Raw genomic sequence first — 22,873 nt, 5'->3', positions numbered from 1 at the left:
GTCAACGCCGCAGCCACGGAGATGGCCGAGTACGTCAAGCTCGTGGCGAAGGGCGGAAAAGGGTGGATCGGCTACTGGCTGCACCCTGACGAACCCGCGGATCGTGCCTGGCACCTCATCGAGCTGGACACCGAGTTCACCTTCTGGGGCCCGGCCGGCCTCACCCTGACCGAGGGGGCTGCCGCCGAGCGGGCGCACTACCAGGACGAGCCCGACGAGCGGATCGCGTTCACACAGCTGGCCGCCGAACTCGCCAAGCTTGGCCTACCGCTGAGCACCCAGGACTACGACGCCCTTGATGACACCGAGTGCGCGGTGGACCCGGAGGAACTCATGGAGGAACTGATCGAAGCCGAACGCGAGAAGCGCGGTCTTCGCTGAGCAGGGAGGAGCCAGCGCCCCGGGTTCCGCAGCAGGAGGCGGTTGCCCTATTGGTCGCCTCCGGTCATGAGATAGCTCGTTCGTCGGTCGAGCGCGCGTGGCCTGCTACAACCCATCGACTGCTGACTCTGTTCAGATTCGTCATCACGTGGCGGGGTGGAGGCTGCGCAACCAGATGACCGCGCCGCGCAGCCCAAGCCCCGCCATGCGGCTGTCCGGCCCCTTGTCGAAGTGAGTGGCCAGCCCCCTCCAAACCTTGATCCTGTTGATGCACCACTCCACTGTGTTGCGCTCCTTGCACAACTCGGCGTCGCGCGAAACCAGGCGCACGCCCCCTCGCGCCTTTCCTCTTCCGGTTGGCGGCCTGGTCCGCTTGGCCAGGCCGGCCAAGCAGCGCGCTCAGGGTTCCGCGCCACGCACATCGCTCGCAGGGAGCGGGTTTCAGAGCGGTGTCAGGTCAGCCGGCTCAGGGGACCGGACTTGCTTGAGCACATGGAGTTCCGGCTTCTGCGAGGTCGGCCATATGTCGACGAGGTACCCCGGTCCAGCTGGTCCGGATAACGACACTTCTGGAAGGGGAGGCGGTCCGCGCACGTCGCCTACCGCACGGCGACATGATCCCCGGTCGACGACTTCGCCCCGGAGGTGGAATTCCCGTAGTACGTCCACCGCCATGTCCCCGGCACGGTGGCCTTCACCGTGGTCTTGAGCGCCCCCGTTCTACTCGACGTCGCTTTCTTGACCGTCGTGTACGAGGAGGCGCCCGCCGCCTTGAACTGCAGGCTGACCGTACGGCCCGCGTACCCCTGGTACGTGTGGGTGTCCCAGTTCGCGCGTGTGACCCGCCCGGTCACGGTGATCGTCTTCCCTTTCGCGACCGGCTCCGGCGAGGCGTTGACAGTGACGCGTGTGGCCCGCTTGACCTGCAACGGGAGGTCCATGTCGTCAGTGTCGTGGGCGTCGCCGGCGAGAAAGACCCGAGCGGCAGTTCGCCAGGTGCCGGCGTCCTCGTTCCCGAAGTCATGGTTCTGCGGGTCGATGTACAGCCATTCCTCGAAGTCGCAGACTCCTTTCGCCCTGTCCACGACCTTGCAGTCGCTGGTGATGACGGAGCTGTGCAGGGTGTCCCCGGTGTCGGGCTTACCCCGGTAGGGAAACACCGTCGGCCCGAAGTCGTATCTGAGTCTGGTCGTCATCCGGAAGACCGCATGCACCTCGACCTCCTCCTTGACCCCGATCACGATCGGCTTCCCGCCGTTCACCGAGACCCGGGTGAAGGAGACCCCGCCCTCCGCCGCCCCAGCCTGCACCGTCGCCACCCCTGTGAACACCACCGCCGCTCCACCGGCCACCACCGCTTTCCACATCGTCTTCCCCATCTTCGAGCTCGCCCTTTCCCCTGCAGCCTGGACCGAACGCGTAGGCGCACGGCCGGAGGTACATCCTCGCGGCTGACTGTCGGACAAGAGAGGGCTGTACGTGGTTGTACGTGGTGCGGCAACGATTTGATCACCACGGCATCGCTCGGGTCCGGTTCCGGTAAGGGGCCCCGATGACTTCACTGAGGATCCGGTGATCAGCCTTCCGCGTTCCTACCTCCGCAGCGGACCAGGTACGCCCGAGATTGGTGCATTCACCGCGGCGGGCCCCTGTTCTGCCCTCTGAGCCGGGACAGGGTAGTTGGAACCAGGGTGGTGTGCTGACCCGGCGGGTCCGACTTTGCGGGACACGTTCGTTGGAATCATCTGGTCACGCTTCTTGCAACTTTCGGTGGATCGTCAAGCTGGAACCGGTTCCCACCTGCCACCCGCCCCCGGACCCGTCCGCCCCGACCTGGACGACCGGAAACTACAGGAAGCATCCGCCTTCGTCTGGGCCCATGTCACCGGAGGTGAGCCCCAGTTCGCACCACGGCCGATCGAAGCCCGACGGCCCGACGACATCCGCCGATCTTGGCTGCTGAGACGGGCCTTCACGCGGTCCCAGCTCTCACGCCCCGACACGCTGACCCATTACGCAGCTCTGTGCAAACTCCTCCTCCACCATGGCGACCCGCTCGCCAAGAAGATCGACTCCGAGGCGCTGGGACACCGATGCCGCAGAGACGGTCGAGCAGGCAACAGCGGGGCCATACGTTCCCCCATGTCATCAGGCACAACATCAGCAGACACCCAACGGATCCTGCCGATTTGTCGCGCAGCGGGCGGAGCCCTGCCGAGCAGCCAAGGGAGCTGGAACGAGTGTCGGCCGTGCCTTGGCATGTGATGGTAGGTGGGCGGGGAGGGGCAGTGCCTCAGGGCTGTACGGGGCCGAGGTCGGCCGACGAGCGCCTGGCGGTCGTCGGCCAAGCGGCTATGGACTGCGGCGTCCGGAACGGTCCGGTCAGCAGGCTGGGTTGGCGAAAGCCGGCGGGCGCACCGTGCCCCAGGCTGCCTCGACGATCTGGGCGGTGCCGAGTGCAAGGTCCTCGCGGTGGTGCGGGGCGATGAGTTGCACGGCGCAGGGCAGTCCGTCCGGGCTCAGGCCGGCGGGGACGCTGATCGCTGGGTGGCCGGTGTCGTTGAAGACGGAGGTGTATGCGATCGGAAGTATCCGCCGGTGTACCGCCGCTGCTACATCGGGCCCCTCCGCGGGCCATGCGGTGGTGGGTACGGTCGGCATGAGCAGTAGGTCGTACCGTTCGAAGAGCGCGGCCGTCCACTGGTCGAGCAGCCCCCGGTGCGTCCAGTAGGCGGCGAAGTCGTCGGGCACGAGGGTGCGGCCTGCGTCGAGTACATCGGCGAACCACGGTTCGAAGTCGCCGCGTCGGGCTGTGAAGTCGTCCAGGACCCCGAGGAGTCGGTTGTAGGCCAGGACTTTCTGGCGCAGCAGGAAGGGGGCGGGGAAGTCGGCCGCCCCGGGCAGCGCCACCTCGTCGTCCCGGACGTCGTGGCCGTGGTCTCGCAGGAGGTCGGCTGTGACTTCCAGGGCGTGCAGCATCTCGGGCCGGGGGTCGGATATGCCCAGGGTGCGCAGGACTCCCACGCGCAGCTCTGGCTGAGGCTTGCCGAGGCTGTCCGTGAAGGAGGTTGCGGGTGCGGGCAGGGAGTTCGGGTCGGCCGCGTGATAGCCGGCGGCGATGTCGAGGTGAAGTGCGGTGTCGCGGACGGTGCGGGCCATGCCGCTGAGGCACGCGTGTTGCGGCCAGCACGGCTGGCGGGAGGGGCCCTGGGGTATACGGCCCCGGCCCGGTTTGAGGCCAACGACGCCGCACAGCGCTGCGGGAATGCGGGTTGAGCCGCCGCCGTCCCCGGCGGTGCCGAGCGCGACGAGTCCGGCTGCGACGGCCGCTGCGGCGCCGCCACTGGAGCCGCCTGGTGTCCGCTCCAGGTTCCATGGGTTGCGGGTTATGCCGAAGGCGTCGTTGGCGGTGTGTACACCGGCGCCGATCGGGGGCAGGTTCGTCTTGCCGATGATCAAGGCGCCGGCGGCACGCAGTCGGGCAACGTGGATGCTGTCGCGGGTGGCCGGCAGGCTGTCGCGATAGGCGCTGGTGCCCCGGCTGGTGGGGAAGCCTTCCGCGTCTTCGAGGTCCTTGACGAGGACGGGCAGGCCAGCGAGGGGGCCGGTGGCTTCGCCTCGGGCAATCCGTGCGGTGAGGGAGGCGGCTTCGGTGAGCGCCCGTTCGGGGTCCAGGGCGACGACGGAGTTGAGGCTTGTGTCGGCGGTCCGGATCCGGTCCAGGGTGTGGTGCATGAGCTCTTGGGGCGACAGCTCGCGGCGGCGTATGAGGGCGGTGAGTTCGGTCGCGGAGGCGAAGGACAGGTCGGTCATGGCAGGGCAGGCTCCTCTGCGGTGCGGTGGCTTTCGGGGGGAGGGGTGGCTTCCAGGCTCACGCCGGTGGTGCGGGGGCCGAAGGCGACGGCGACCACGCCGCCGGTGACGCTCAGAGCGGCGAGCAAGGCGAAAACGGCGGTGTAGCCGAGGCCGGTGTAGACCGCGGCGACCAGAGTCGGGGCGGCGAAGTTGAAGAGGCGGGACAGTGCGTTGGCCGTGCCGGAGCCGAGCGCGCGAATGCGGGTGGGGAAGACCTCGGCCGAGTACACCTGGAGGAAGGGCACGGCCATCTGGAAGAGCAGACTGACCACGCAGCCCAGTACGAGGACGGCCGCCGGATCCCGGACGAGGCCGAAGAGCAGCAGCGCGGCAGCGGTCAGCGCACCCAGAACGAGCTGTGTCCTGCGGCGGTCCCACCGGTCGATGAGCGGCACGGCGACGAGCGCGCCCAGTGGCGCGGCCGTGGCCAGGAGGGCGGACAGCAGCAGCGTGTCGTCGAGGTCGAGGCCGGTCTCGGACAGAAGCGTGGGTGTCCAGGTGCTGTAGGCGGAGTAGGCGAGCAGTCCAGCCACCCACATCGTCGCCACGACAAGGAATCGGCGGCGGTGGGTGCCGGCCAGCAGCTCAGCGGCCCGGGGACGGTCCGAGGCGGGAACGGGCGGCACCGGATCGAGCGGTCCGGGGGCCGGGCCGGATGCGGCGGGCGGGTGGATTCCGCACTGCTCCTCGATTGCCCGGATGACCTCGTCGGCCTTGATGAAATCACCGCGGGAGGCCAGCCACCGCGGGCTTTCAGGCACCCAGCGACGGATGAGCCCGGCGAAGACGACGCCGAACAGGCCCAGGCCGAAGACGATCCGCCACCCCCACGTCCACTGTGGTGCGAGGAAGTAGCCTGCCCAGGCGGCGATGGGGATGCCGAGCGAGCCCACCGCGACCTTGTAGGTCTGCAACCGCCCTCGGGCAGCCGCTGGGACGAATTCGGTCAGGACGACGATCGCGACGACTGCCATGCCCTGTGCGCCGAAGTGCGCTGCGCAGCGGGCCGCGATCAGCTGCCACGGCGCTTGCACGAAGATGGACAGCGCGGTGGCCGCGCAGTAGACGGTGACGAAGGCGAGCATGGTGCGCCGTCGGCCGATCCGGTCGGCGAGGTAGCCGCCCAGGATGCCCCCGGCGAAGGCACCGAGCTGGCTGACGCCTGCCACGACGGCGACGGCCGACATCGACAGGCCCCACTGGTCGCGCAGGACCGGGGCGACGAACGCGAACGCGTAGGTCTCCACCCATTCGAAGAGGATCATCCCTGCCAGGGCGATGACCAGTCTGCGGTGGAATGAGCTGAGCGGGAGCCGGTCGAGACGATTTCCGAGCCTGGCGGCTTCGGCGGTGGCAGCCATGGTGCGCAAGACCTCCCGGGGAGAAGGGGAGCAACGGGCGAGGGGTGGGTCAGATGACGCCGTCGGCGGCGAGTGCGGCAACGGTGTCGGCGTCGAGGCCGAGCAGCTCCTGGTAGATCTCGGCGTTGTGCGCGCCGAGCGCGGGGCCGGTGGACCGGATGCTTCCGGGGGTTTCGGACATCCGGGGAAGGGGCGCGACCATGGGCAGTTCACCGAAGTCCGGGTCTGCCACGGTGACCAGCGTGCCCCGCTCCCGGTAGTGCGGATCCGTGGCGATGTCGGCGATGTTCATCAGTGGGGAGGCGGGGATGTCCGCGTCGCTGAGCAGCTTGGTCAGATCGTCCGCGGTGTACGCGGCGGCCCAGTCGGCGATCGTCGCGTAGAGGGCGTCGGCGTGCTCGGCCCGGGCGGCCCGGGTCATGTACTCGGGGTTGTCCGCCAGCTCCGGTGCCCCCAGGAGGGAGGTCAGGCGGCGGAAGAGCGTGTCTGTTCCTGCGTGGATCGAGACCTGACGGCCGTCGGAGGTGGTGAAGTCGCTGGCGGGGACGATCTGCGGGTTGCGGTTGCCCAGCCGCTCGCGGACCTTGCCGGTCGTCGCGTACGAGGTGAGCGCGTCTTCCGACGCCCGGAAGCCGGCTTCGTAGAGCGCGAGATCGATGACCTGACCGCCGCCGTCGGCCGTGTCGCGGTGGTAGAGAGCGGTGACCACCGAGAAGGCCCCCAGGTAGGCGGCCATGTAGTCGATCGTGGAGTAGCCGCTGCGCACCGGAAGTCGGTCGGCATCTCCGGTGACGTATGTCAGGCCGGCAAAGGCACTCGCGATGCGGTCGAAGGAGCCCCGGTCCCGGTAGGGGCCGGTCAGTCCGTATCCCGTCACGTACACCAGCACTGTGTGAGGCGCCAGCGCACGCAGGGGCTCCGGGTCCAGGCGCCACTTCCTCAGCGTGGGCGGACGATAGTTGGTGATCACTACGTCGAAGTGCGGGACCAGCTCGCGGACCAAGCGCTGGCCTTGTTCGGTGCGCAGGTCCAGCGTCACCGACTTCTTGTTGCGCGCCTCCTGGGCCCAGTACGGGGACCGTGCTCCGGCCGCCGTGCCGCGGGTGAAGTCGCCACGCCCGGGTTCTTCGACCTTGACCACCTCGGCGCCGAAATCCCCGAGGAAGGTGGCGGTGACGGGTGCGGCAAGGACGGTGGACAGGTCGAGGACGCGTATGCCTGCCAGCGGGAGTTTCGTCATGAGTGCCCCTTCGCACAAAATTAACGCTTCGTTATTAACGAAACGTTGTTAGCGGCACCATAAGCTGGTCACCGCAGTGCGACAAGGGGTGCTGCGGGAGAATCCATCCATGGAGACGGACGGGGAGCAGGACATGGGCGAGGCAGGAAGGGTGCGGCGCCGACGGCGCACCCGGGAGGAGACCGAGGCGGACCTGCTGGACTCCGCACGTCGGCTGCTGCGGCGGGACGGGGTTCTGGCAGGTGTCAGTCTCCGCGAGATCGCCGCCGAAGCGGGGGTCAACCACGGGCAGATCTACCAGTACTTCGGTACTCGTCAGGCCCTTCTCCGTGCCGCCGCCGCCGACCTGGTGGAGCGCCAGACCGCCGACCGTGACGATCACTGGGATCTGCCGTTCGCCGAGCGCCGGCAGGCCATGTTCCGCCACCGTCTGGACGAGCCCGAACTGGTCCAGCTCGAAGCACTGCTGGCCCTCGACGGCGACGACGGCTTCAGCCCGTTCCCCCGGCTCGCTCAAACCCGCCGGAGCCTGGAACAGGACATGGACGAGGGCTCGCTTCCCGAAGACGCGGACGCGGTGGCGGTCCATGTGATGACGGCCGCGGCACAGATGGGCTACGTCATCTTCCGCGAGGCGTATGCCCGGGACACGGGCATCCCCCTGGCGGAGCTTGACGAACGAGCAGCCCGCGCTTTCGCCCACATGGTCGCGGGCCTCACCTCCCCGCCACCGGAAGAGCACCCCACGGAGCGCGGCCGGCCCGGCAGGGGCTCGTCCTCCCGCAGCCCGGCCGGATAGCCACGCGTACCACCACAGTCCTGTGGTACTTCGCCGCTCCCACCGGCATACGCCGCGATGCCGAAAAGCCGGTCGGGCCGGACCACCTCGCCCACCACCGCCCCACCACGGACCGGACCCGCACGCCCGGCCGGTAGCTCCCTCTGCCCAGGCCCCCGCCGCAAGCGGCACAGAAAGGGGCTGTGGACAGGGAAGACACCACTCGGCCCCTCTGCACATCGACGCTGCCTGGGGAATGCCCTGGCGTTCTCACCGCCGGATCGTCCGCCGTGTCAGGGCACGGTGATTACGATCTTGCCGCGCGCGTGGCCGGTGGCGCTGACGTCATGAGCTGTGGCGGCTTCCTTCAGCGGGAAGACGGCGTGCAGCGGGATGGTGAGGCGGCCGTGGTCGGCGAGGTCGGCCGCCAGTGGCAGTCCTGCCCAGCCGGGCGACTCTCCGGCTTCGGAGCGGGAGAACCGCACTCCGTGCCGGCCGGCGTCGAAGTCCGCGATGGTCACCACGCGGTGCGGGTCGCCGGCGATGGCCACCAGTTCGGCAAGAGAGCCCTTGCCGGCCGCGTCCAGAACCACATCGACACCGAGCGGAGCCAGCGGGGCAAGGCGATCGGCCAGCCCCGCCCCGTAGGTGACCGGTACGACGCCGAGCTGGGCGAGCAAGCTGTGATTGCCTTTGCTCGCGGTGCCGATCACGGTGAGACCACGGGCCCGGGCGAGTTGCGCGGCGATGGTGCCGACGCCTCCGGCGGCACCATCGATCAGCAAGGTCATGCCTTCGGCGGCTTCCAGTGCGTCCAGTACACGTGTGGCTGTGTCGATATTGCCTGCGGCGCCACCCGCTTCCTCGAAAGACCATGACTGAGGCTTGGACGCCCACGCCTCCAGCACGGCGTACTGGGCCGCAGCGCCTCCCTGATCCGCGAAGGGGACAAGGCCGAAGACCGCATCTCCCACGGCGGTGCCGGTCACCCCCTCTCCCACCTCGTCGACGATTCCCGCGGCATCCACGCCGGGTACATGAGGGAAGTCCACGGTGGCGATGTCCCGCAGCATCCCTGAGCGCAGGTACCAGTCAGCAGGGGTGACGCCGGTGGCACGCACTGCGATTCGGACCTGACCTGGCCCGGCGTGCGGCTCTTCGACCTCCTCGACGCAAAGGACCTCGGAACCGCCATAACAGTGGTACTGCACAGCAAACACGGACAACCTCCGTACGCATAGCACGTCGTTCAGCAGGAGAACTCGCAGCTGCTCACCACAGCGGCAGAGAGCTGACCGCGGAGTACCGCGGCACCGGATCACGCTAACCCGCTAAACGGTCGACCTCTTCCGTTTGTGATTAAGTGGGAGACATGCCTGCCCAACCGTCTCGGAACCCGCCCTCCTCAGTCTCCGGCCCCCCGGGACAGCGAGCCGACGCCCGGCACAACCGCGCCCGGCTCCTCCAGGCCGCACGCGAGGCGTACGCCCTCAACGGCACCGACGTATCTTCCAGCGCAATCGCCCGCAGAGCGGGCGTGGGTGCCGCCACCCTCTACCGGCACTTCCCGACACGCGACTCGCTGATCGCCGCCGCGTTCTCCGAACAGTTCGGCCAGTGCGTCGCAGTTCTCGACGAGGCCCTTCAGGACGACGACCCCTGGCGCGGACTTCGCAACGTGCTCACCAAGGTGTGCACGATGCAGGCCCAGGACCGCGGGTTCAGCGCCGCGTTCCTCTCCCAATTTCCCGACGCGCCCGACGTCCATCGTGAGCGTGCCCGCGCCGAGACATGCCTCGCCCAGCTGGTACAGCGTGCGAAGGACACCGGACAGCTGCGCAAGGACTTCGACCCCAGCGACGTCACCCTCCTGCTCCTGGCCAACAACGGCGTCGTGCGAGAGTCCCCGGCGGCCTCCATGGCCGCATCCCGCCGCCTGGTCGCCTACTTCCTCCAGTCCTGCCTGCCGACGGACGGCACACCCCTGCCCCCGCCCGCGCCACTCCGCCTTGACGACCTCTACAAGCCACCGCATCGAACGGGGTGACCGCCGGCGTCCGCCCGGGGGCACGCGCCCTGTCGTGGATGTTCATCAGGCCCCACCACCGGCGCTGCCGTCATTTCTGCTCGACGTTTCGGAGCCTCATGATCGCCAATCTCCTCCGAAGACCGCCGACAAGCGCTGTTCCTGGAAATCATCGAAGCCACCCGCACCTTCACGGTGTCGATCACCGACAGGTACGAGCCGTCGGCCGGACGCGCGAGGACCGGAGCGCGCCGGTTGCCGCGAAGCCGGCCGGGGAACTGTTCGTGGTGACGGCGGCGAGGAAGCTGTTCTTGCCGAAGCCCTTGTCCCTCAGCACCAACATGTCCGGTCTGAGCAGGTGCAGGAGGCGGGGGGCGTAGCCGGTCTCGCCCTCGGTTGTGGGCCCGAGGACCGCACCGGTCAGGGCCCTCTGCGTGACCTGCGAAAACGCTGACTACCCGGCCTTGGGTCAAGGCCCGATGTCGCCTGGCCCGGAAGGTCCTCCACGGTGCGTCTGATCCGTCGCGACGGTGCGTCTGATCCGTCGCGCCACGGGGCATGATCCGGTTTGTGGATTACTCATGTTGCGTGGACATCCTCGCAGAACTGCAGGAGAACCCCCACGGGCTCCCGCGGAAGGTACGGCAGGCCAATGTCTCCAGGCTGCTGGAGGCGCTTGGCCGTCCTGAGCGAGGACTGCGCGGGATGCTGGTGGTCGGGACGAACGGCAAGGGATCGACCTGCGCGTTCGCGGTGTCGGCGGTGGCCGCGACCGGCGCACAGGTCGGCAGCATGCCCAGCCCGCACCTGCAGGAGCTCAGGGAGAGGATCCGGATCGACGGGGTTCCTGTCACGCGCGCCGAGTACACCGCGGCGTTCGCGGAAGTCTGGCAGGCGATCGAGCGGCACGGTCTGCCTGTCCTGCCCCAGGGCATTTTCACGACGACCGCGGCCGTGCACTTCCGACGGGCGGGGGTTGCGCTGGCAGTGGCCGAGGCAAGCATCGGCGGGAGCAGGGCGGCGGCGGCAGAACTCGGTCTGGACGTGAAGGTCGTCACCGGCATCGGACTTGACCACACCCGGCTGCTCGGCGGTTCCCTCACCCGGATTGCTCAGGCCAAGGTCGCAGCCGCGCAGGACGGGGACCATGTGGTGCTCGGACGCCTGGCCCCCGAAGCAGCCACCGCTGCGGAGCGGGTCCTCAAGGAGCGGACGGGACTGTCCGTGTGGCGGATGGACCACGAGATCCGCTACGCCGCACATGCCGCCCGGGACGGCAACGGTGGCCGGGCGATGCTGGTCGATGTCTCCACTCCCCGCGCCGTGCACCGCAATCTGCCCTGCCCGCTGTCCGGCGCACACCAGCATCACAACCTCGCGGTCGGCGTCGAACAGCGGGCTTCTGTCGTGGTCGATGGGCTGTGCCGAAGCGCGAAAGCTGTCACCGAGGTCGGTTTTGACCTGGGGTTTCGCTCGACCGAAGCACGGGAGTGGTCACCCAGTCAGCGCGCTACTTGTCACTCCGTCCAAGGCAGCACGCCTGCTGTTCACTTGAGGTCCGGCTGACAGTCAGGATTGATCCACCCGCCGTCGCGAGGAGCAGCAGTCGCGGGCAACCCGCGTGCCAAAGCCTTGCGTGCGGCAAGATAGCCCGCGATTTTGAACGCCGGTTCGTGAGAGCCGAACGTATCGGCGCGGGCACGCCGCAGCACCACCCGAGTGGCGATCACAACTCCGTGCTCGGGCAAGCTCAGTTGCTCCGCGATCCCCACGGCGGCAGCGGCGAAGAAACGTGGCAGGTTCTCGGCAGGTTCGTACTCCACCGTCAGGTCTTGGGCTACCTCGAAGGCGAAGCCCTCGGCTGCGGGCTCGAAGTCCACCTCTATCTCCGCGAAATGTGGCGCGCAGTTCTGCTTCTGAGGACGCCCAAGCAAGGCAACAACGCCGCGCAACGCTCACACCTGCGCTACACGAAGCGGGAGGCAGCCGCCCTGCAAGGGTGATCCGCCTCCCGAACGACCGTAAGGAGCAGATGCGTTGCCTACGGCCCTACTTTCCGGCCCACTTCCCGCTCGTGGCGATCGACTTCAGCTGCTGCATGGTCAGCGCAGGTGTCCGCCGTGTGGCCTTCGCGTTCTGAGACCCGGAGTTGAACGCGGACACCACGACCCGGAGGCCGTCCGTACGGATGGTATCGGCGGTCCACATCACCACGCCGGCGCCGCCCTTCTCGCCCGGGCCCTGACGCGTGATGATCTTTGTCCCGTCCGGCAGCACCTCCGCCCCGGCCCCGAACAGCTCCCCCTCCACGTCCGACATGTTCGGCTGCACGTTGATCTGTACCAGGCTCGCGCCCTTGCTGTCATTCACGACGACGTACGCGTATCCGTCGTCCCCGCGCTCGGAGGCCACCTTCGCAGACGCGGGCAGCAGCGACTTGAGCTTTCTCAGGATCGCCCGGCCGTCCTGCCCCTGCGCCGACGACTGTCGTACCGGCTCCGGGGCCGCCTTTCCCAGAGCGTTCATCACGGGCCGCCACTCGTCGGAGATGACGAGTCCCTTCAATTGCCCAACAGTGAGCGGAGGCTCGTCCCTTGATACGGCGGCGCCCTTCTCTGCCGGCGCGTTCCACTCGCTGGCATCGACCGTGTAGCCGTCGGAGGTCACGAGATAGGCGTGCCACCACTTGGTGTCCACGCGCTTGTCAGGGTATTCGTACCCGCGCAACACCATCAGGCGCGAACCGTCGGCAAGCGTCTCATTCCGGCAGGAGTCGTACGGCACGAAGGTCTTGTCGGGGCATTCGAGCTGCTGCTCCGCCTCCGTGCCGTCGGGGTCGATGGCGCCGACGCTCACGCCGATCGCAGCTTTGCCCTCGCCATCGTCGAAGACGAGGTGCGCCGATGGCCCGAACCGGTCGGCCGTACCGCGCCCTGCCCGCCCGCTGACTTCCCCCTCCGGCAGCAGCCCCTCCAACCTCTCGATCACCTGCTGCGCCGAGAGCTGCGGCCCCTTGCCGGACGACGACTTCATCGAAGGGCCGGTCTCCCGCGCCTTCGGCTGCGCGGCAACGCCCGCCCCGCCCTGCCCCGAGCCGCCGCCGAACGCCCCGGCGGTGTAGGACCCCCCGAACCCCACGACGGCGAGCGCCACGACACTGCCGGTCACGGCCGCGACGCGCCTGCGCCGCAACCCCCGCCGGCCGCGCACGACGCCACCGTCCACCAGCGGGCGCCCCTCCACGGAGAAGATCTCCCCGGTGCGGCGTAGCGCGTCACCGAGCCCGCCTTCGAACGCGTCCGGGTCCTCCTGCGTTCCAGACATGCCAAACCACCACCATTTCTCGTAATAGTCAGTCGGGCTGATCAGCGCGCGGCGAACTCGCCGATGCTGCCGCCCAGTTGCACCCTCAGCCGGGCGAGTGCACGGGTGCTGCGGGTGCGTACGGCTGCGGAGCTGACGTTGAGGACGTCCGCAGTCTCCGTGACGGACAGGTCCTCCCAGTACCGCAGCACGACCACCGCCCGGTCCTTCGCCGGCAGCTTCCGCAGCGCGTCCAGGAGCATGAGCCGCAACGAGGCGTCGCCCTGCGCGGCCGTCTCCGGAACCTCGGGAATCTCGTCGCTCGGCCGCTCTCCCGCCGAACGCCGCCGCTGGTGCGCCAGAAAGACTCGCACAAGAACGGTCTGCGCGTACGCCGCCGGATTGCCAAGCTTCGACGACCGGCCCCACACCACATACATCCGCCCCAGCGTCTCCTGCACCAGATCCTCGGCGAGATAGGTGTCACCGCTGGTCAACAGGCACGCCGAACGGAAGAGATGCCCCATGCGGGCCGCCGCGAACTCCCGGAAAGCGCTCTCCTGGGACCGTCTCATCCGCTGCTCTCTCTCCTTGCCTCGTCGCCTACACCATTTAGATGCGGTGGGGGCGGCGGGATGTTTCACCCGAGTTGCTTCTTCTCTCCGAGACCCCATCGGCGAGTGGTTCTCACAGCCCCCGACCACCAAGGTGCCGGTCCCCTCCAGCGCTCAGCTCGTTCCTTATGGTCTGGACTGTTCGCGTTCGATGACGGTCCCTGGGCGTCTTGTGGTTGCCTACGTCGTAGCGGGTGGCGGGCCGCTCGCTCCTGGAGCCGACGGGTCTGCCGGGGCCAGGCCGGTCGGGTTTCAGCGCACCCCCGCTGCCCGTGCGCTACTCAGCGGTCCGGATCTCCGCCAGGACGATGCTGCGGAGGGCTGCCCAGCCGACGGCTGGGACCCTCGTCGCAGCCGGACCACGGTGAGGATCGCGTGCCCGCCGGACCCGGCCAGCACCTCGACAACCAGATCCGTCTCCACCCGCGTATACGTACGTCTCGCCCTGCGTGCGCAGGTCTCCGACCGCTGCCGCACCAGCCAGGACAGTCCCGATATGGGCAGCGAGGACCGGCACCAGACGTCCCGACTGCCGGGCCGGCTCGCCCTCGTCCCCCACTGACAGGGCCAGATGGTGCGGTCATAGCCGGGGATCGGTGAACCCCAGGACCAGGGTGTCGACCGTGTCCGCGTGCCACTGGTGAAGTGCCGGTATTCGAGAGTTGCAGTATTCGTCAGGTGGCGGGGCCGGTGCGGGGCGCCTTGTTCCGCCACACCGGCCCTTCGCCGCTTCAGAGGAATGTTTGCCCTGTGTGGCGCTCATCGGCAGCCGTGGGATGCAATGTGATCCTGAATCACCCGACGCCAGAAGGGACGCGGGTACCAGGATCGTCCGTGTGGCTTCCGCTTCCAGGCGCCCTGACGTGCACGCGGACATCCCGGCATCCTCGCAGCCGTCGTGGGTCCCCCTGTCCCGGAGGGCTCCGCCGGGCCCGACGAGCAGGCTGTGCCCAACGACTACGACAGCTTCGCCGAGGCATATTCGGCCCAGAACGAGACCAGCCTCTTCAACGCCTACTACGAGCAGCCCGCAATGCTGGAACTGGCCAGGAAGCGGCTCGGCGACAACGCTGCCATGCGCCTCGCCGATCTGGGGAGCCCGCTGCCGTTCCCCGACCCCGCATTCGACGACGTCGTCGCATCCCTGGTCCTGCATTACCTGGAGGACTGGACTACCCCGCTGGCCGAACTACGTGACCGGGTAAAGGCTGCACCCTTGTTCAAGCCGCAGATGGGCCTATATATGCCTATCTCAGTCATCCCGCCGCTGCTTCTCAGGGATGGAGCAGGTCCGGCCAGTTCTGCGGGACACGGTCGGCCGGTCCCGGGGTCGGCTGGGCGGCCGGGTGGCTGGTCGGCGGGGCCAGTTCGGGTCCGGACTCGTACAGGGCGTCGGTGGCGTAGTTCCAGTACCACTCCTCACCCGGCTCGAAGCTTTGCACCACGGGATGCCCAGAGGACTTCCAGTGGGCGGTGGCGTGCTGGGCCGGTGACGAGTCGCAGCAGCCGATGTGGCCGCACTGCGCGCAGCGCCGGAGGTGGAACCACCAGCCCCCCACTGCGTCGCAGTCCGCGCAGCCGGTAGTGCTGGGCGGGACGCTCGCCGCGATGCCGTCGATGTCGGTCATACGGACTCCTCGGTGGTTGTGGTTTCGGACTCGGGGGCAGTCAGCGGCAGCAGCACCTGGAATCGCGTGTCGCCCGGCACGGACTCGACCTGCAGGCTGCCGTGGTGTTTGTTGACGACGATCCGCCAGCAGATGTCGAGGCCGAGGCCAGTACCCTCCCCGACGGACTTGGTGGTGAAGAAGGGGTCGAAGATGCGGCTGCGGATGTCCTCGGGGACGCCGGGGCCGGTGTCGCGGAACTCCACGAGCAGTCGGTCGCCCTCCCTGGCCGTGCGGACCGTCAGGGTGCCGTCGTGGCCCGTGCTGCCGATGGCGGCCACCGCGTTGTCGATGAGGTTGGTCCACACTTGGTTGAGTTCCGCCGGGTAGGCGGGTATTTCGGGGAGGGAACGGTCGTAGTCCTTGACCACCCTCACCCGAGGGCCGATCTTGCCGGACAGCATCAGCAGCGTGCTGTCGAGGAGTTCGTGGACGTCGACGTCCTGGTGAGGGGCGCGGTCGAGCTGCGCGTACTGTTTGGCCGCGTCCACCAGGCGGGAGATGCGGGCGGTGGAGTCGTCGATCTCGTCCATCAGCAGCTCGGTCTCGACCGTGTAGTTGAGCCAGCCGATCGCCCCCGGCAGGATGCCTTCGCCCACGGTCGCCGCGACCTGGTCCAGCCAGTCGGTGTCCAGCCCGGCCTGGACGAAGGCCGGCGCGATCCGCCAGCCCTCCGGGATGCCGTGATCCTCCAGCCAGCCGGCGAGCTCGTCCTCCCGATCGGACGCCTCCAGAGGGGTCAGCATTGGTGCCTTGGCGACGCGTTCGGCGGTGCGCTCCTGGATCTCGATGAGCTCGGCGAGGGCCACTCGGGAGTAGCGGCCCTGGGCGATGACCGCCAGTTTGTTCCGCATCCTGCCGACCCGCTCACGCAGCGCCGCGGTGGCGCGGACGGCGGCCGCGGCCGGATTGTTGAGCTCGTGGGTGAGTCCGGCGGACAACGTTCCGAGCGCCAGCAGGTGTTCCCGCTGACCAATGGCCCGCTGGGTGTTCTTGGAGCCGAAGAAGAGCCCCTCCAGCAGGTGCGTCGGCATCGGGAACCACTCCCGCATGACGTCCGCGAACGACTGTGCGGGCAGTACGAAGAACCGAGTGGGTTCGGTCACCCGCATGGAGTTGATGTACGTCTGCGGGACCTGGTCGCCCAGATATGCCTGCATGGCCCCCGCGTACACGCCGCGCTGCGAGGTCCGGCTGACCTCCACATCGTCGCCGCCGACCCGGCGGGACAGTACGACGGTTCCCTCGACCATCACGTAGAAAGAGGTCGCCGGGTCGCCCTCGGTGTACACCGGGCCGGGTTCGAACCGTTCCATCCGTCCCTCGGAGCACAGCCGTCCGAGCTGCTCCGGGGAGAGCTTCTCGAAAAGGAACAGCGAGCCGATCTCGCGCGGGTCGCAGGCCATGACCTGTGCGCTCATGACTGCTCCAGGAAGCGGTGGACGAGCATCACGGCCATGGCTCCCTCTCCTACGGCGGACGCGACGCGCTTCGCGGACCGGGCGCGCGCGTCGCCCGCCACGAACACACCCGGGATGCTGGTCTCCAGGTAGTAGGGCGGCCGGTCCAGTGCCCATTCGGCAGGGGGGCGCCCGTCCGGCGTCAAATCCGGTCCGGCGAGGATGAAGCCGTTCTCGTCGCGCAGCACAGTCCCGCCGAGCCAGTCGGTCAGCGGGGCTGCACCGATGAAGACGAACATCCACTGGGCATCGACGACTTCGGTGGCGCCGGTCACGGTATCCCGCAGAATCAGCCGTTCCAGGTGCTCCTCGCCGTGCGCCTCCTTGACGACGGTCCGGGGCCGCACGGTGATGTTCGGGGCCTCGTCGATCTGCTGGATCAGGTAGTACGACATCGACGCTGTCAGGGACTCCCCGCGCACCAGCATGGTCACCGACTTCGCGCCCCGAGCCAGGAACACCGCCGCCTGCCCGGCGGAATTCGCGCCGCCGACGACGTACACGTCCTGGCCCTCACAGGACAATGCCTCGGTGAGGGACGAGCCGTAGTACACCCCGCAGCCGGTCAGCTCGTCGCATCCCGGCGCCCCCAGCTGCCGGTACGAGACGCCGGTCGCCAGGATGACGCTGTGCGCGGCGACCGCTGCGCCGTCGGAGAAGCGTACGACGCGCGCCGGACCGTTCACCTCCAGCCCCGTGACCTCGCGAGCGGTGAGGATCTCGGCACCGAAGCGGCTCGCCTGGCGGCGGGCACGATCGGTCAGCTGCGCACCGGACACGCCGTCCGGGAAGCCGAGATAGTTCTCGATACGGGAACTCTGGCCGGCCTGTCCGCCGGTCGCCGACCGCTCGACCAGTACGGTCCGCAGCCCCTCGGAGGCCCCGTACACCGCCGAGCCGAGTCCGGCCGGGCCGCCGCCGATGATGACGAGGTCGTAGAACGCGGCGGTCGGCGTGGTCGCGAGCCCCACATGGGCGGCCAGTTCGGTCGACTCCGGCTCGATCAGCGCGGTACCGTCCGGCGTGATCACCAGGGGAAGCCGTCGGCCGTCGGCCCCGGCCGCCGCCAGAAGCCTCTGTCCCTCCGGTTCGTCGGAGGAGTACCAGCGGTACGGCACCTGGTTGCGGGCCAGGAATTCGCGCGCCCGCGAGGAGGGGGCGGACCAGCGGTGCCCGACCAGCTTGGTGGTGGGTACCGGCCGGTAGTCGCTGGAACGCCAGGCCCTGAGGAGATCGTCCAGGACCGGGTAGAGCTTCTCCTCGGGCGGGTCCCAAGGCTTGAGGAGATAGTGGTCGAGGTCGACGACGTTGATCGCGTCGATGGCAGCGTCGGTGTCGGCGTAGGCGGTCAGCAGCACGCGCCGCGCCCCCGGGTACACGGCGAGGGCCTGTTCGAGGAACTCGATGCCGTTCATCTGCGGCATCCGGTAGTCGGCGAGGATCACGGCCACCAGGTCGCCGCGCAGCTTCAGCTCGCGCAGCGCCTCCAGCGCGGATTCGCCGGACTCGGCGCGTACGATCCGGTAGCCGCCGCCGTAGTGGCGCCGCAGGTCGCGGGCGATGGCGCGGGAGACTCCCGGGTCGTCGTCCACTGTCAGGATGACGGTCCGCGTTGCGTCGGTGGCCTGTGCCATACTCCTCCGCCCTACGCGCTTCCGACGGCCGGCACGACGAGCTGCCCGAGTACGCTCCCGACCATCGTATGTTCGATCGAGCCGGATCGCTTCGGCTGCTACGGCCCGTGCGGCCTGGGTGACCTGACGGTGGCAGAGCGCTGCCGAGCCAGAGCACCACCTGCTGTGCCGCCTCAGAGCTCAGCAGCACGGGTACGTCATGGGGGGCGCCGACTGGCCGGACACGGCCCGCGTGCGCCGCACACCAAGCCGTCGCAGGCTGGGGCCATGACCCAGCAGTACGCGACGAAAGGTGCCCGATGAAGTTCGCAGTGGTCGGCGGTACGGCCTGATCGGATCGCAGCTCGTGAAGAAGCTGAACGCGGCAGGGCACGAGGCCGTGCCGCTGGAGTTCGTCGCCGCGGTCCTGTTGGTGGACCACCGAGGGTGACGTCGTCCGTCTGCCCGCCACCCCGATCCAGCCGATCGCCGCCCAGGACGCCGCCGACGCCGTCGGCGACCGGCGAACCAGGTCCGGCGACCTGCAGGAGGCCGTGACCTGGACTTCTATCAGAACGGGACAGGCTGTCAGCGGCGCTTGCTCTCGCATGACTTCCCGGCCCTGTCGATGGCCACCGAAGGCCAACGCGCCTACCGGCGCCGCCAATCCCATGGCTCGCGCAGGTGCTCGTCGAGGACCGGCAAGGCGATGTCCGTCAGCAGTGGGGACCGCAGCAGGATCCCCATCCGACTCAAGCCGTGACACCTGGCGCGCGCAAAGAAAAGACTGCGAGGGCTGGGACAGGACACTCGGGAGGCGGGGACGTCAGGAGAGCCAGTCGGTGTAGCGGGTGGGGGCGAGGCGGGCGTCCTTGTCGGTGAGGACGTCGCCCTTGACGACCGCGAACATGCCGGCGGCGGGGTCGATGACGACGGTACGGTTGTCGCCCTTGTGGGACAGGGTGATCCGGCCCAGCTCGTTCAGGCCGAAGATCTCGGGGCCGGCGATGTTGCGGATGCCGTTCAGCGGGGCGCCGGCGGCAACCTCCGCCACCGCGTCCGCCACGTCCTTGGAGGCGATGGGCTGGATGGGCGTGGCGGGCAGCCGGACGGTGTCTGCGCCAGCGGTCCACGACAGGACTGCGTCCATGAACTCCATGAACTGAGTGGCTCGGACGATCGAGTAGGGGATCGGCCCGGCCGCGAGGATCTTCTCCTGAAGCGCCTTGGCGCGGTAGTAGTCCAGCTCCGGCACCTGATCCACGCCGACGATCGAGAGGATGACGAAGTGGCCGACGCCGCCCTTGTGGGCCGCGGCCAGGAGGTTGTCCATCGAGGTCCGGAAGAAGGCAAGGGAGGCTTCGTCGAAGGTCGGGGAGTTCGTCAGGTTGACGACGACGTCGGTTCCCGCCACCGCCTCGTCCAGTCCCTGGCCGCTGATGATGTCGACTCCGGTGGACTTCGAGTGCGGTACCGCCTCGTGTCCGGCGGCGTTCAGGTTCTTGACGACCTGCGACCCGATCAGTCCGGTACCGCCGATGACTGCGATCTTCATGACATCCCTTTCGTCAGGATTACGTGCGCAATATGGCATATAAAACGCTATGCGGGTGCGGCATGAACGGCTCGCTGATGGACCGAGGAGGAACGGTGCCAGAGACCGTCGACGAACATGACCGTTTCGTCGAGCGGCGCCCGGCCTATGCGGGCGTCGCCCGCTGTGACGTCTTCGAACCCGGCCGACATGCCGCAGAAGAGGATGAGGTCGTCCTGGGGCGAAAGGACCTCTGCGACGGTCCGGGGTCGTCTGCCGGTCGGCCGGCCCCGCACCCGACCGGGCGCGGTCGCCGCAGGCAAGGCGTAATCGTCCCGCGTCAACCGCTCCCACCTGCGTAAACATCGCATCAAGGCGGTTATCACGGAGAAGAAGGACCAGGTGGCCAACCGCAAGAAGAAGGGCAGCCGGGGCGGTTGCCCCGTCACTTTCGACGCCGGTCTTTACCGTGATCGCAACACCGTCGAGCGAATGATCAACCGGCTGAAGTTCCTCCTGCGTTCGGGCGAGCTCTTCCGGCCCTCTGAAGGGTGAAGGCCTCACCATGGAACCAATGGTCCGTGTGGTGCCCGGGCCAAGCACGGTCCCCTGCGACGAAAGGACGTACCACATGCCCACGGAGGCCCAGCCCGGCCCGCTGCGGGTGCTCGTCTTCGGCGCGGCACTACGGGCCGACTCATCCAACGCCCGCCTCGCGTCGCTCGTGGCCCGGCTGATCTCCGACACCGGCGCCACTGTCGACCACGCTGCGATGCACGAATTCGGCATGCCTTTGTACGACGGTGACGCGGAGGCCGCCGAAGGGCTGCCGGACGGCGCTCTTTTGCTGCGTGACCGGATCGAACAGGCCAACGCCTTCGTCATTTCCTCCCCCGAGTACAACGCCTCCGTGCCGGGCCTGCTGAAGAACGCGATCGACTGGGTCTCGCGTGTGCGGCCGCAGCCGTTCAAGACCAAGCACGCGATGCTTGTCTCCGCCTCGCCCTCCCTGGTCGGCGGCAACCGAGGGCTGTGGGCGCTGAGAGTCCCCCTGGAGCACCTCGGTACCCGTGTCTACCCGGACATGTTCAGCCTTGCCGACAGCTACCAGGCCTTCGCGGAGGACGGAACGCTGATCGACCCGGGGCTGCAGCAACGTCTGTCCGAAACCGTGGCCGGTTTCCTCAGCCTCGTCGAAGCCGATGTGCGTTACGTCTGTCTGGAGCGCCGGTGGTACGAATTCCTGGGCGACCGTACCGAGGCGTCCATCACCCAACGGGCGGAAGAATGAGCCCGGCCGGGCGGCGCCTGGTGTCAGCTGGTATTCCGCCGGGCCGGGGTGTCCAGGCCCACCCGGAGCAGTCCGGCGAACTGCTGACAGGAGCCGGTGCCGAAGACGGAGGCGCAAAGGAAGCAGGAGCTCCGCGAGTAGCGCAAGCGACTCCAGGCGGCCGGGCTACGCTGCTTTCTCGCTGGGCGGCCCCGCCCTCGACGGAACCGCATCGGCGGTGCGGCCGCGCGTCGCAATGCGCACACCCGTGTTCGGGACGGCGCTAAAGGTTGTGCGTACTCCGGCGAGCGCCACCTGGACTCCACCATCGCTGCGGCCCTCAGACCCAGACCGGGAACGGCCGCCGGAGGCACGAGGCCGGGACCTGGCTCTCCCGCTTCCGCACCTGGCGCAGGCAGGTCGGCGGCGTCAGCGGCGGCTGCGAGGCTGAACGGGCGGACCGTGATGACGAGCTGTTGCTACGCCGCCGGGTCTACGGCGCCGACCACGACCGCCCGGGCCCGCGGCCGGACCTGCGCTACGCCGAACTGGTCGGCGGCCCGCTGGACGGCCTGCTGCTCGACATCACCGGCTTGATGCAGGACGAAGTCGACACCGGCTACGCGCGCTCTCCACCGAGCCGGGGCAGTTCGGCGCCGTGGGCCAGGCGATGTACGACCCGCACCCCGGCGACCCGGCCCGCTTCGACTGGACCGACGACACTCCCCGACGTTCCCGGGCCGACTCACCCCTCGAACCAGCCCGAGGCACGCTGGGAGGCGTGACCAGCGCGCCGACCGTCGTGCACCAGCCCTCGTGGGTTGGGTTCTCCGGGCGGGCGTTCAGGGGCAGGTCGGATCAGCTCGGGTCGGGTCGGTCGGGTCACATGAGCTTTCGGCGGCCGGTCTCCCTTCTGAGACCGCCCACGTTGATCGGCTGGAGGATGACAGTGATCGCGCCGACCGAGAAGTGCTGCACCGGAGCGCCGGTGTTTCGCCCGTGGAAACTGTGCGGCAGCGCCTGCCCGTTGGTCGGGTCAGTGCCCGCCGTATACATGTCGACGATGCCCTCGTGCCCCTGGCGCGCCTTTGCGTCGGTGCCGTCCGCGGCCTGCTCCACGGTGATGCGGTCATCGCCGTCCACGGCGACCACGGCCGCCACGTGGTAGGGCCACCCGCTGGTGTTGGCGGGCAGCTCGAAATCCTCGTCCCACGCGGTCTCCACGATGGCGAACGCCTGGCCGGGGTCCGGCCGTTCCTCGCCGTTCGCGTGCGGGCCGCCGGGCCTGGCATGCGCGTAGGCCAGGGCGCCCTCCACGTTTTCCCTTTCGCCCACGCCGAACTGACCGCCGCCCAAAGCGAATTCGCTGGCGTCCTGCCCCAGGGCCAGTCGCTGCTGGTGCATGATCTCCTCGGCGGTGTGGGCACAGTCCGCGAGGAAGGTCGTCGACGGCTCGTACTCCGCGTACGTGCGCCCCCCGATGTCCCCGCTCTGCCCCGTCGGCGTGCAGTACCGGGGCGCTGGGGCGTCCTCCGCGACCCAGATGACGGTGGTGTCCGCCCCGGGAGTGACGGTCATGAGATATAGGCCGTTCTCCGAGACCCGTACAGGTCCCAACTCCACGGTGGTGCCGAGTAGCCGAGGGGAGTCTCACCCCTCGGCTCTCACAGAACCGTGCGTAAAAGTCTCCCTTTACACAGCTCTTGTCGTTCTGATCGTCAGATCTGCATGGCGGACACGGTTGGGGTCAGGCGCCAGTGCGCGAACATGC

The 22,873-nt window shown here is 68.6% G+C and carries 18 protein-coding genes and 5 pseudogenes; 9 read left to right on the top strand and 14 right to left on the bottom strand.

The window, feature by feature from the left end; translation table 11 throughout:
* Positions 1-381, top strand: a pseudogene (locus tag ACWCPY_RS40580) (hypothetical protein); the annotation flags it as partial.
* Positions 382-525: 144 nt separating this feature from the next.
* Here the strand turns inward: ACWCPY_RS40580 and ACWCPY_RS40575 are convergent.
* The 5 genes from ACWCPY_RS40575 to ACWCPY_RS40555 all read right to left on the bottom strand — a co-directional run bounded on the left by ACWCPY_RS40575 (position 526) and on the right by ACWCPY_RS40555 (position 6,837).
* Complete coding sequence (locus ACWCPY_RS40575) at positions 526-711, bottom strand: hypothetical protein (RefSeq protein ID WP_451273812.1); 186 nt, start codon at positions 709-711, stop codon at positions 526-528.
* A 269-nt stretch (positions 712-980) separates the two neighbouring features.
* Entirely contained in the window at positions 981-1,760 is a 780-nt protein-coding gene (locus ACWCPY_RS40570; RefSeq protein WP_451273810.1) for a hypothetical protein, read from the bottom strand.
* Between the two features lie 1,003 nt (positions 1,761-2,763).
* Positions 2,764-4,194, bottom strand: coding sequence for an amidase (locus tag ACWCPY_RS40565; protein ID WP_451273808.1), 1,431 nt, complete (start codon positions 4,192-4,194; stop codon positions 2,764-2,766).
* Positions 4,191-5,597, bottom strand: coding sequence for an MFS transporter (locus ACWCPY_RS40560; RefSeq protein WP_451273806.1), 1,407 nt, complete (start codon positions 5,595-5,597; stop codon positions 4,191-4,193). Before ACWCPY_RS40560 ends, ACWCPY_RS40565 begins: the two co-directional genes overlap by 4 nt.
* A gap of 49 nt (positions 5,598-5,646) precedes the next feature.
* Positions 5,647-6,837, bottom strand: coding sequence for a CaiB/BaiF CoA transferase family protein (locus ACWCPY_RS40555; protein ID WP_451273804.1), 1,191 nt, complete (start codon positions 6,835-6,837; stop codon positions 5,647-5,649).
* 109 nt (positions 6,838-6,946) lie between these two features.
* Between ACWCPY_RS40555 and ACWCPY_RS40550 the strand changes: the two genes are divergently transcribed.
* Positions 6,947-7,636: a TetR/AcrR family transcriptional regulator gene (locus ACWCPY_RS40550; protein WP_451273802.1), complete on the top strand. Its 690-nt coding sequence runs from the start codon at positions 6,947-6,949 to the stop codon at positions 7,634-7,636.
* A 272-nt stretch (positions 7,637-7,908) separates the two neighbouring features.
* On the opposite strand, the gene ACWCPY_RS40545 is transcribed toward ACWCPY_RS40550, so the two are convergent.
* Positions 7,909-8,835 (bottom strand): NADP-dependent oxidoreductase, encoded by a 927-nt coding sequence (locus ACWCPY_RS40545; RefSeq protein ID WP_451273814.1) that lies wholly within the window; start codon positions 8,833-8,835, stop codon positions 7,909-7,911.
* A 152-nt stretch (positions 8,836-8,987) separates the two neighbouring features.
* Between ACWCPY_RS40545 and ACWCPY_RS40540 the strand changes: the two genes are divergently transcribed.
* Together ACWCPY_RS40540 and ACWCPY_RS40535 are read left to right on the top strand one after the other, a co-directional pair.
* Positions 8,988-9,662 carry a TetR/AcrR family transcriptional regulator gene (locus tag ACWCPY_RS40540; protein WP_451273800.1) on the top strand — a complete coding sequence of 225 codons (675 nt, stop codon included), beginning with the start codon at positions 8,988-8,990 and terminating at the stop codon, positions 9,660-9,662.
* Between the two features lie 537 nt (positions 9,663-10,199).
* Positions 10,200-11,207: a hypothetical protein gene (locus ACWCPY_RS40535; protein WP_451273798.1), complete on the top strand. Its 1,008-nt coding sequence runs from the start codon at positions 10,200-10,202 to the stop codon at positions 11,205-11,207.
* Here ACWCPY_RS40535 and ACWCPY_RS40530 read toward each other — a convergent pair.
* The 3 genes from ACWCPY_RS40530 to ACWCPY_RS40520 form a co-directional block, all read right to left on the bottom strand.
* The gene (locus ACWCPY_RS40530) at positions 11,189-11,521 is read right to left on the bottom strand and encodes a hypothetical protein (RefSeq protein ID WP_451273796.1); all 333 of its coding nucleotides are present in this window, start codon (positions 11,519-11,521) and stop codon (positions 11,189-11,191) included. The genes ACWCPY_RS40535 and ACWCPY_RS40530 overlap by 19 nt on opposite strands.
* 169 nt (positions 11,522-11,690) lie before the next feature.
* Positions 11,691-12,965, bottom strand: coding sequence for a hypothetical protein (locus ACWCPY_RS40525; RefSeq protein ID WP_451273794.1), 1,275 nt, complete (start codon positions 12,963-12,965; stop codon positions 11,691-11,693).
* Between the two features lie 41 nt (positions 12,966-13,006).
* Complete coding sequence (locus ACWCPY_RS40520) at positions 13,007-13,519, bottom strand: SigE family RNA polymerase sigma factor (RefSeq protein ID WP_451273792.1); 513 nt, start codon at positions 13,517-13,519, stop codon at positions 13,007-13,009.
* A 1,072-nt stretch (positions 13,520-14,591) separates the two neighbouring features.
* Between ACWCPY_RS40520 and ACWCPY_RS40515 the strand changes: the two are divergent.
* A pseudogene (locus ACWCPY_RS40515) lies at positions 14,592-14,747 on the top strand (class I SAM-dependent methyltransferase); the annotation flags it as partial.
* Between the two features lie 85 nt (positions 14,748-14,832).
* On the opposite strand, the gene ACWCPY_RS40510 reads toward ACWCPY_RS40515, so the two are convergent.
* From ACWCPY_RS40510 to ACWCPY_RS40500, 3 genes are read right to left on the bottom strand one after another with little or no spacing between them, the layout of a single operon-like run.
* Positions 14,833-15,186, bottom strand: a complete 354-nt coding sequence (locus ACWCPY_RS40510; RefSeq protein WP_451273790.1) for a UBP-type zinc finger domain-containing protein — start codon at positions 15,184-15,186, stop codon at positions 14,833-14,835.
* Positions 15,183-16,646, bottom strand: a complete 1,464-nt coding sequence (locus tag ACWCPY_RS40505) for an ATP-binding protein (RefSeq protein ID WP_451273788.1) — start codon at positions 16,644-16,646, stop codon at positions 15,183-15,185. The genes ACWCPY_RS40510 and ACWCPY_RS40505 overlap by 4 nt, the downstream gene beginning before the upstream one ends.
* Positions 16,643-18,319 carry an FAD-dependent oxidoreductase gene (locus ACWCPY_RS40500; RefSeq protein ID WP_451273786.1) on the bottom strand — a complete coding sequence of 559 codons (1,677 nt, stop codon included), beginning with the start codon at positions 18,317-18,319 and terminating at the stop codon, positions 16,643-16,645. The genes ACWCPY_RS40505 and ACWCPY_RS40500 overlap by 4 nt, the downstream gene beginning before the upstream one ends.
* Before the next feature lie 299 nt (positions 18,320-18,618).
* Here ACWCPY_RS40500 and ACWCPY_RS40495 point away from each other — a divergent pair.
* Positions 18,619-18,704 (top strand): annotated as a pseudogene (locus ACWCPY_RS40495) (LysR family transcriptional regulator); the annotation flags it as partial.
* A 420-nt stretch (positions 18,705-19,124) separates the two neighbouring features.
* Here the strand turns inward: ACWCPY_RS40495 and ACWCPY_RS40490 are convergent.
* Entirely contained in the window at positions 19,125-19,853 is a 729-nt protein-coding gene (locus tag ACWCPY_RS40490; protein ID WP_451273784.1) for an SDR family oxidoreductase, read from the bottom strand.
* 234 nt (positions 19,854-20,087) lie between these two features.
* On the opposite strand from ACWCPY_RS40490, the pseudogene ACWCPY_RS40485 reads away from it, so the two are divergent.
* The 3 genes and pseudogenes from ACWCPY_RS40485 to ACWCPY_RS40475 form a co-directional block, all read left to right on the top strand.
* Positions 20,088-20,342: pseudogene (locus ACWCPY_RS40485) on the top strand (IS5/IS1182 family transposase); the annotation flags it as partial.
* A 121-nt stretch (positions 20,343-20,463) separates the two neighbouring features.
* A complete protein-coding gene (locus ACWCPY_RS40480; protein WP_451273782.1) occupies positions 20,464-21,123 on the top strand; it encodes an NADPH-dependent FMN reductase in 660 nt (219 codons plus the stop codon).
* A gap of 452 nt (positions 21,124-21,575) precedes the next feature.
* Positions 21,576-21,829: pseudogene (locus ACWCPY_RS40475) on the top strand (hypothetical protein); the annotation flags it as partial.
* Positions 21,830-21,984: 155 nt separating this feature from the next.
* On the opposite strand, the gene ACWCPY_RS40470 reads toward ACWCPY_RS40475, so the two are convergent.
* Positions 21,985-22,680 (bottom strand): hypothetical protein, encoded by a 696-nt coding sequence (locus tag ACWCPY_RS40470; protein ID WP_451273816.1) that lies wholly within the window; start codon positions 22,678-22,680, stop codon positions 21,985-21,987.
* Positions 22,681-22,873: the final 193 nt, after the last annotated feature.

The sequence above is a fragment of the Streptomyces sp. NPDC002403 genome (genome assembly GCF_053593015.1).
This window is presented reverse-complemented; position numbering and strand designations above follow the sequence as displayed.

Coding starts and splice junctions, on each gene's coding strand:
- ACWCPY_RS40570 (WP_451273810.1), bottom strand. CDS start 1,760: ATGGGGAAGACGATGTGGAAAGCGGTGGTGGCCGGTGGAGCGGCGGTG.
- ACWCPY_RS40565 (WP_451273808.1), bottom strand. CDS start 4,194: ATGACCGACCTGTCCTTCGCCTCCGCGACCGAACTCACCGCCCTCATA.
- ACWCPY_RS40560 (WP_451273806.1), bottom strand. CDS start 5,597: ATGGCTGCCACCGCCGAAGCCGCCAGGCTCGGAAATCGTCTCGACCGG.
- ACWCPY_RS40555 (WP_451273804.1), bottom strand. CDS start 6,837: ATGACGAAACTCCCGCTGGCAGGCATACGCGTCCTCGACCTGTCCACC.
- ACWCPY_RS40550 (WP_451273802.1), top strand. CDS start 6,947: ATGGAGACGGACGGGGAGCAGGACATGGGCGAGGCAGGAAGGGTGCGG.
- ACWCPY_RS40540 (WP_451273800.1), top strand. CDS start 8,988: ATGCCTGCCCAACCGTCTCGGAACCCGCCCTCCTCAGTCTCCGGCCCC.
- ACWCPY_RS40535 (WP_451273798.1), top strand. CDS start 10,200: ATGATCCGGTTTGTGGATTACTCATGTTGCGTGGACATCCTCGCAGAA.
- ACWCPY_RS40525 (WP_451273794.1), bottom strand. CDS start 12,965: ATGTCTGGAACGCAGGAGGACCCGGACGCGTTCGAAGGCGGGCTCGGT.
- ACWCPY_RS40520 (WP_451273792.1), bottom strand. CDS start 13,519: ATGAGACGGTCCCAGGAGAGCGCTTTCCGGGAGTTCGCGGCGGCCCGC.
- ACWCPY_RS40510 (WP_451273790.1), bottom strand. CDS start 15,186: ATGACCGACATCGACGGCATCGCGGCGAGCGTCCCGCCCAGCACTACC.
- ACWCPY_RS40505 (WP_451273788.1), bottom strand. CDS start 16,646: ATGAGCGCACAGGTCATGGCCTGCGACCCGCGCGAGATCGGCTCGCTG.
- ACWCPY_RS40500 (WP_451273786.1), bottom strand. CDS start 18,319: ATGGCACAGGCCACCGACGCAACGCGGACCGTCATCCTGACAGTGGAC.
- ACWCPY_RS40490 (WP_451273784.1), bottom strand. CDS start 19,853: ATGAAGATCGCAGTCATCGGCGGTACCGGACTGATCGGGTCGCAGGTC.
- ACWCPY_RS40480 (WP_451273782.1), top strand. CDS start 20,464: ATGCCCACGGAGGCCCAGCCCGGCCCGCTGCGGGTGCTCGTCTTCGGC.
- ACWCPY_RS40470 (WP_451273816.1), bottom strand. CDS start 22,680: ATGACCGTCACTCCCGGGGCGGACACCACCGTCATCTGGGTCGCGGAG.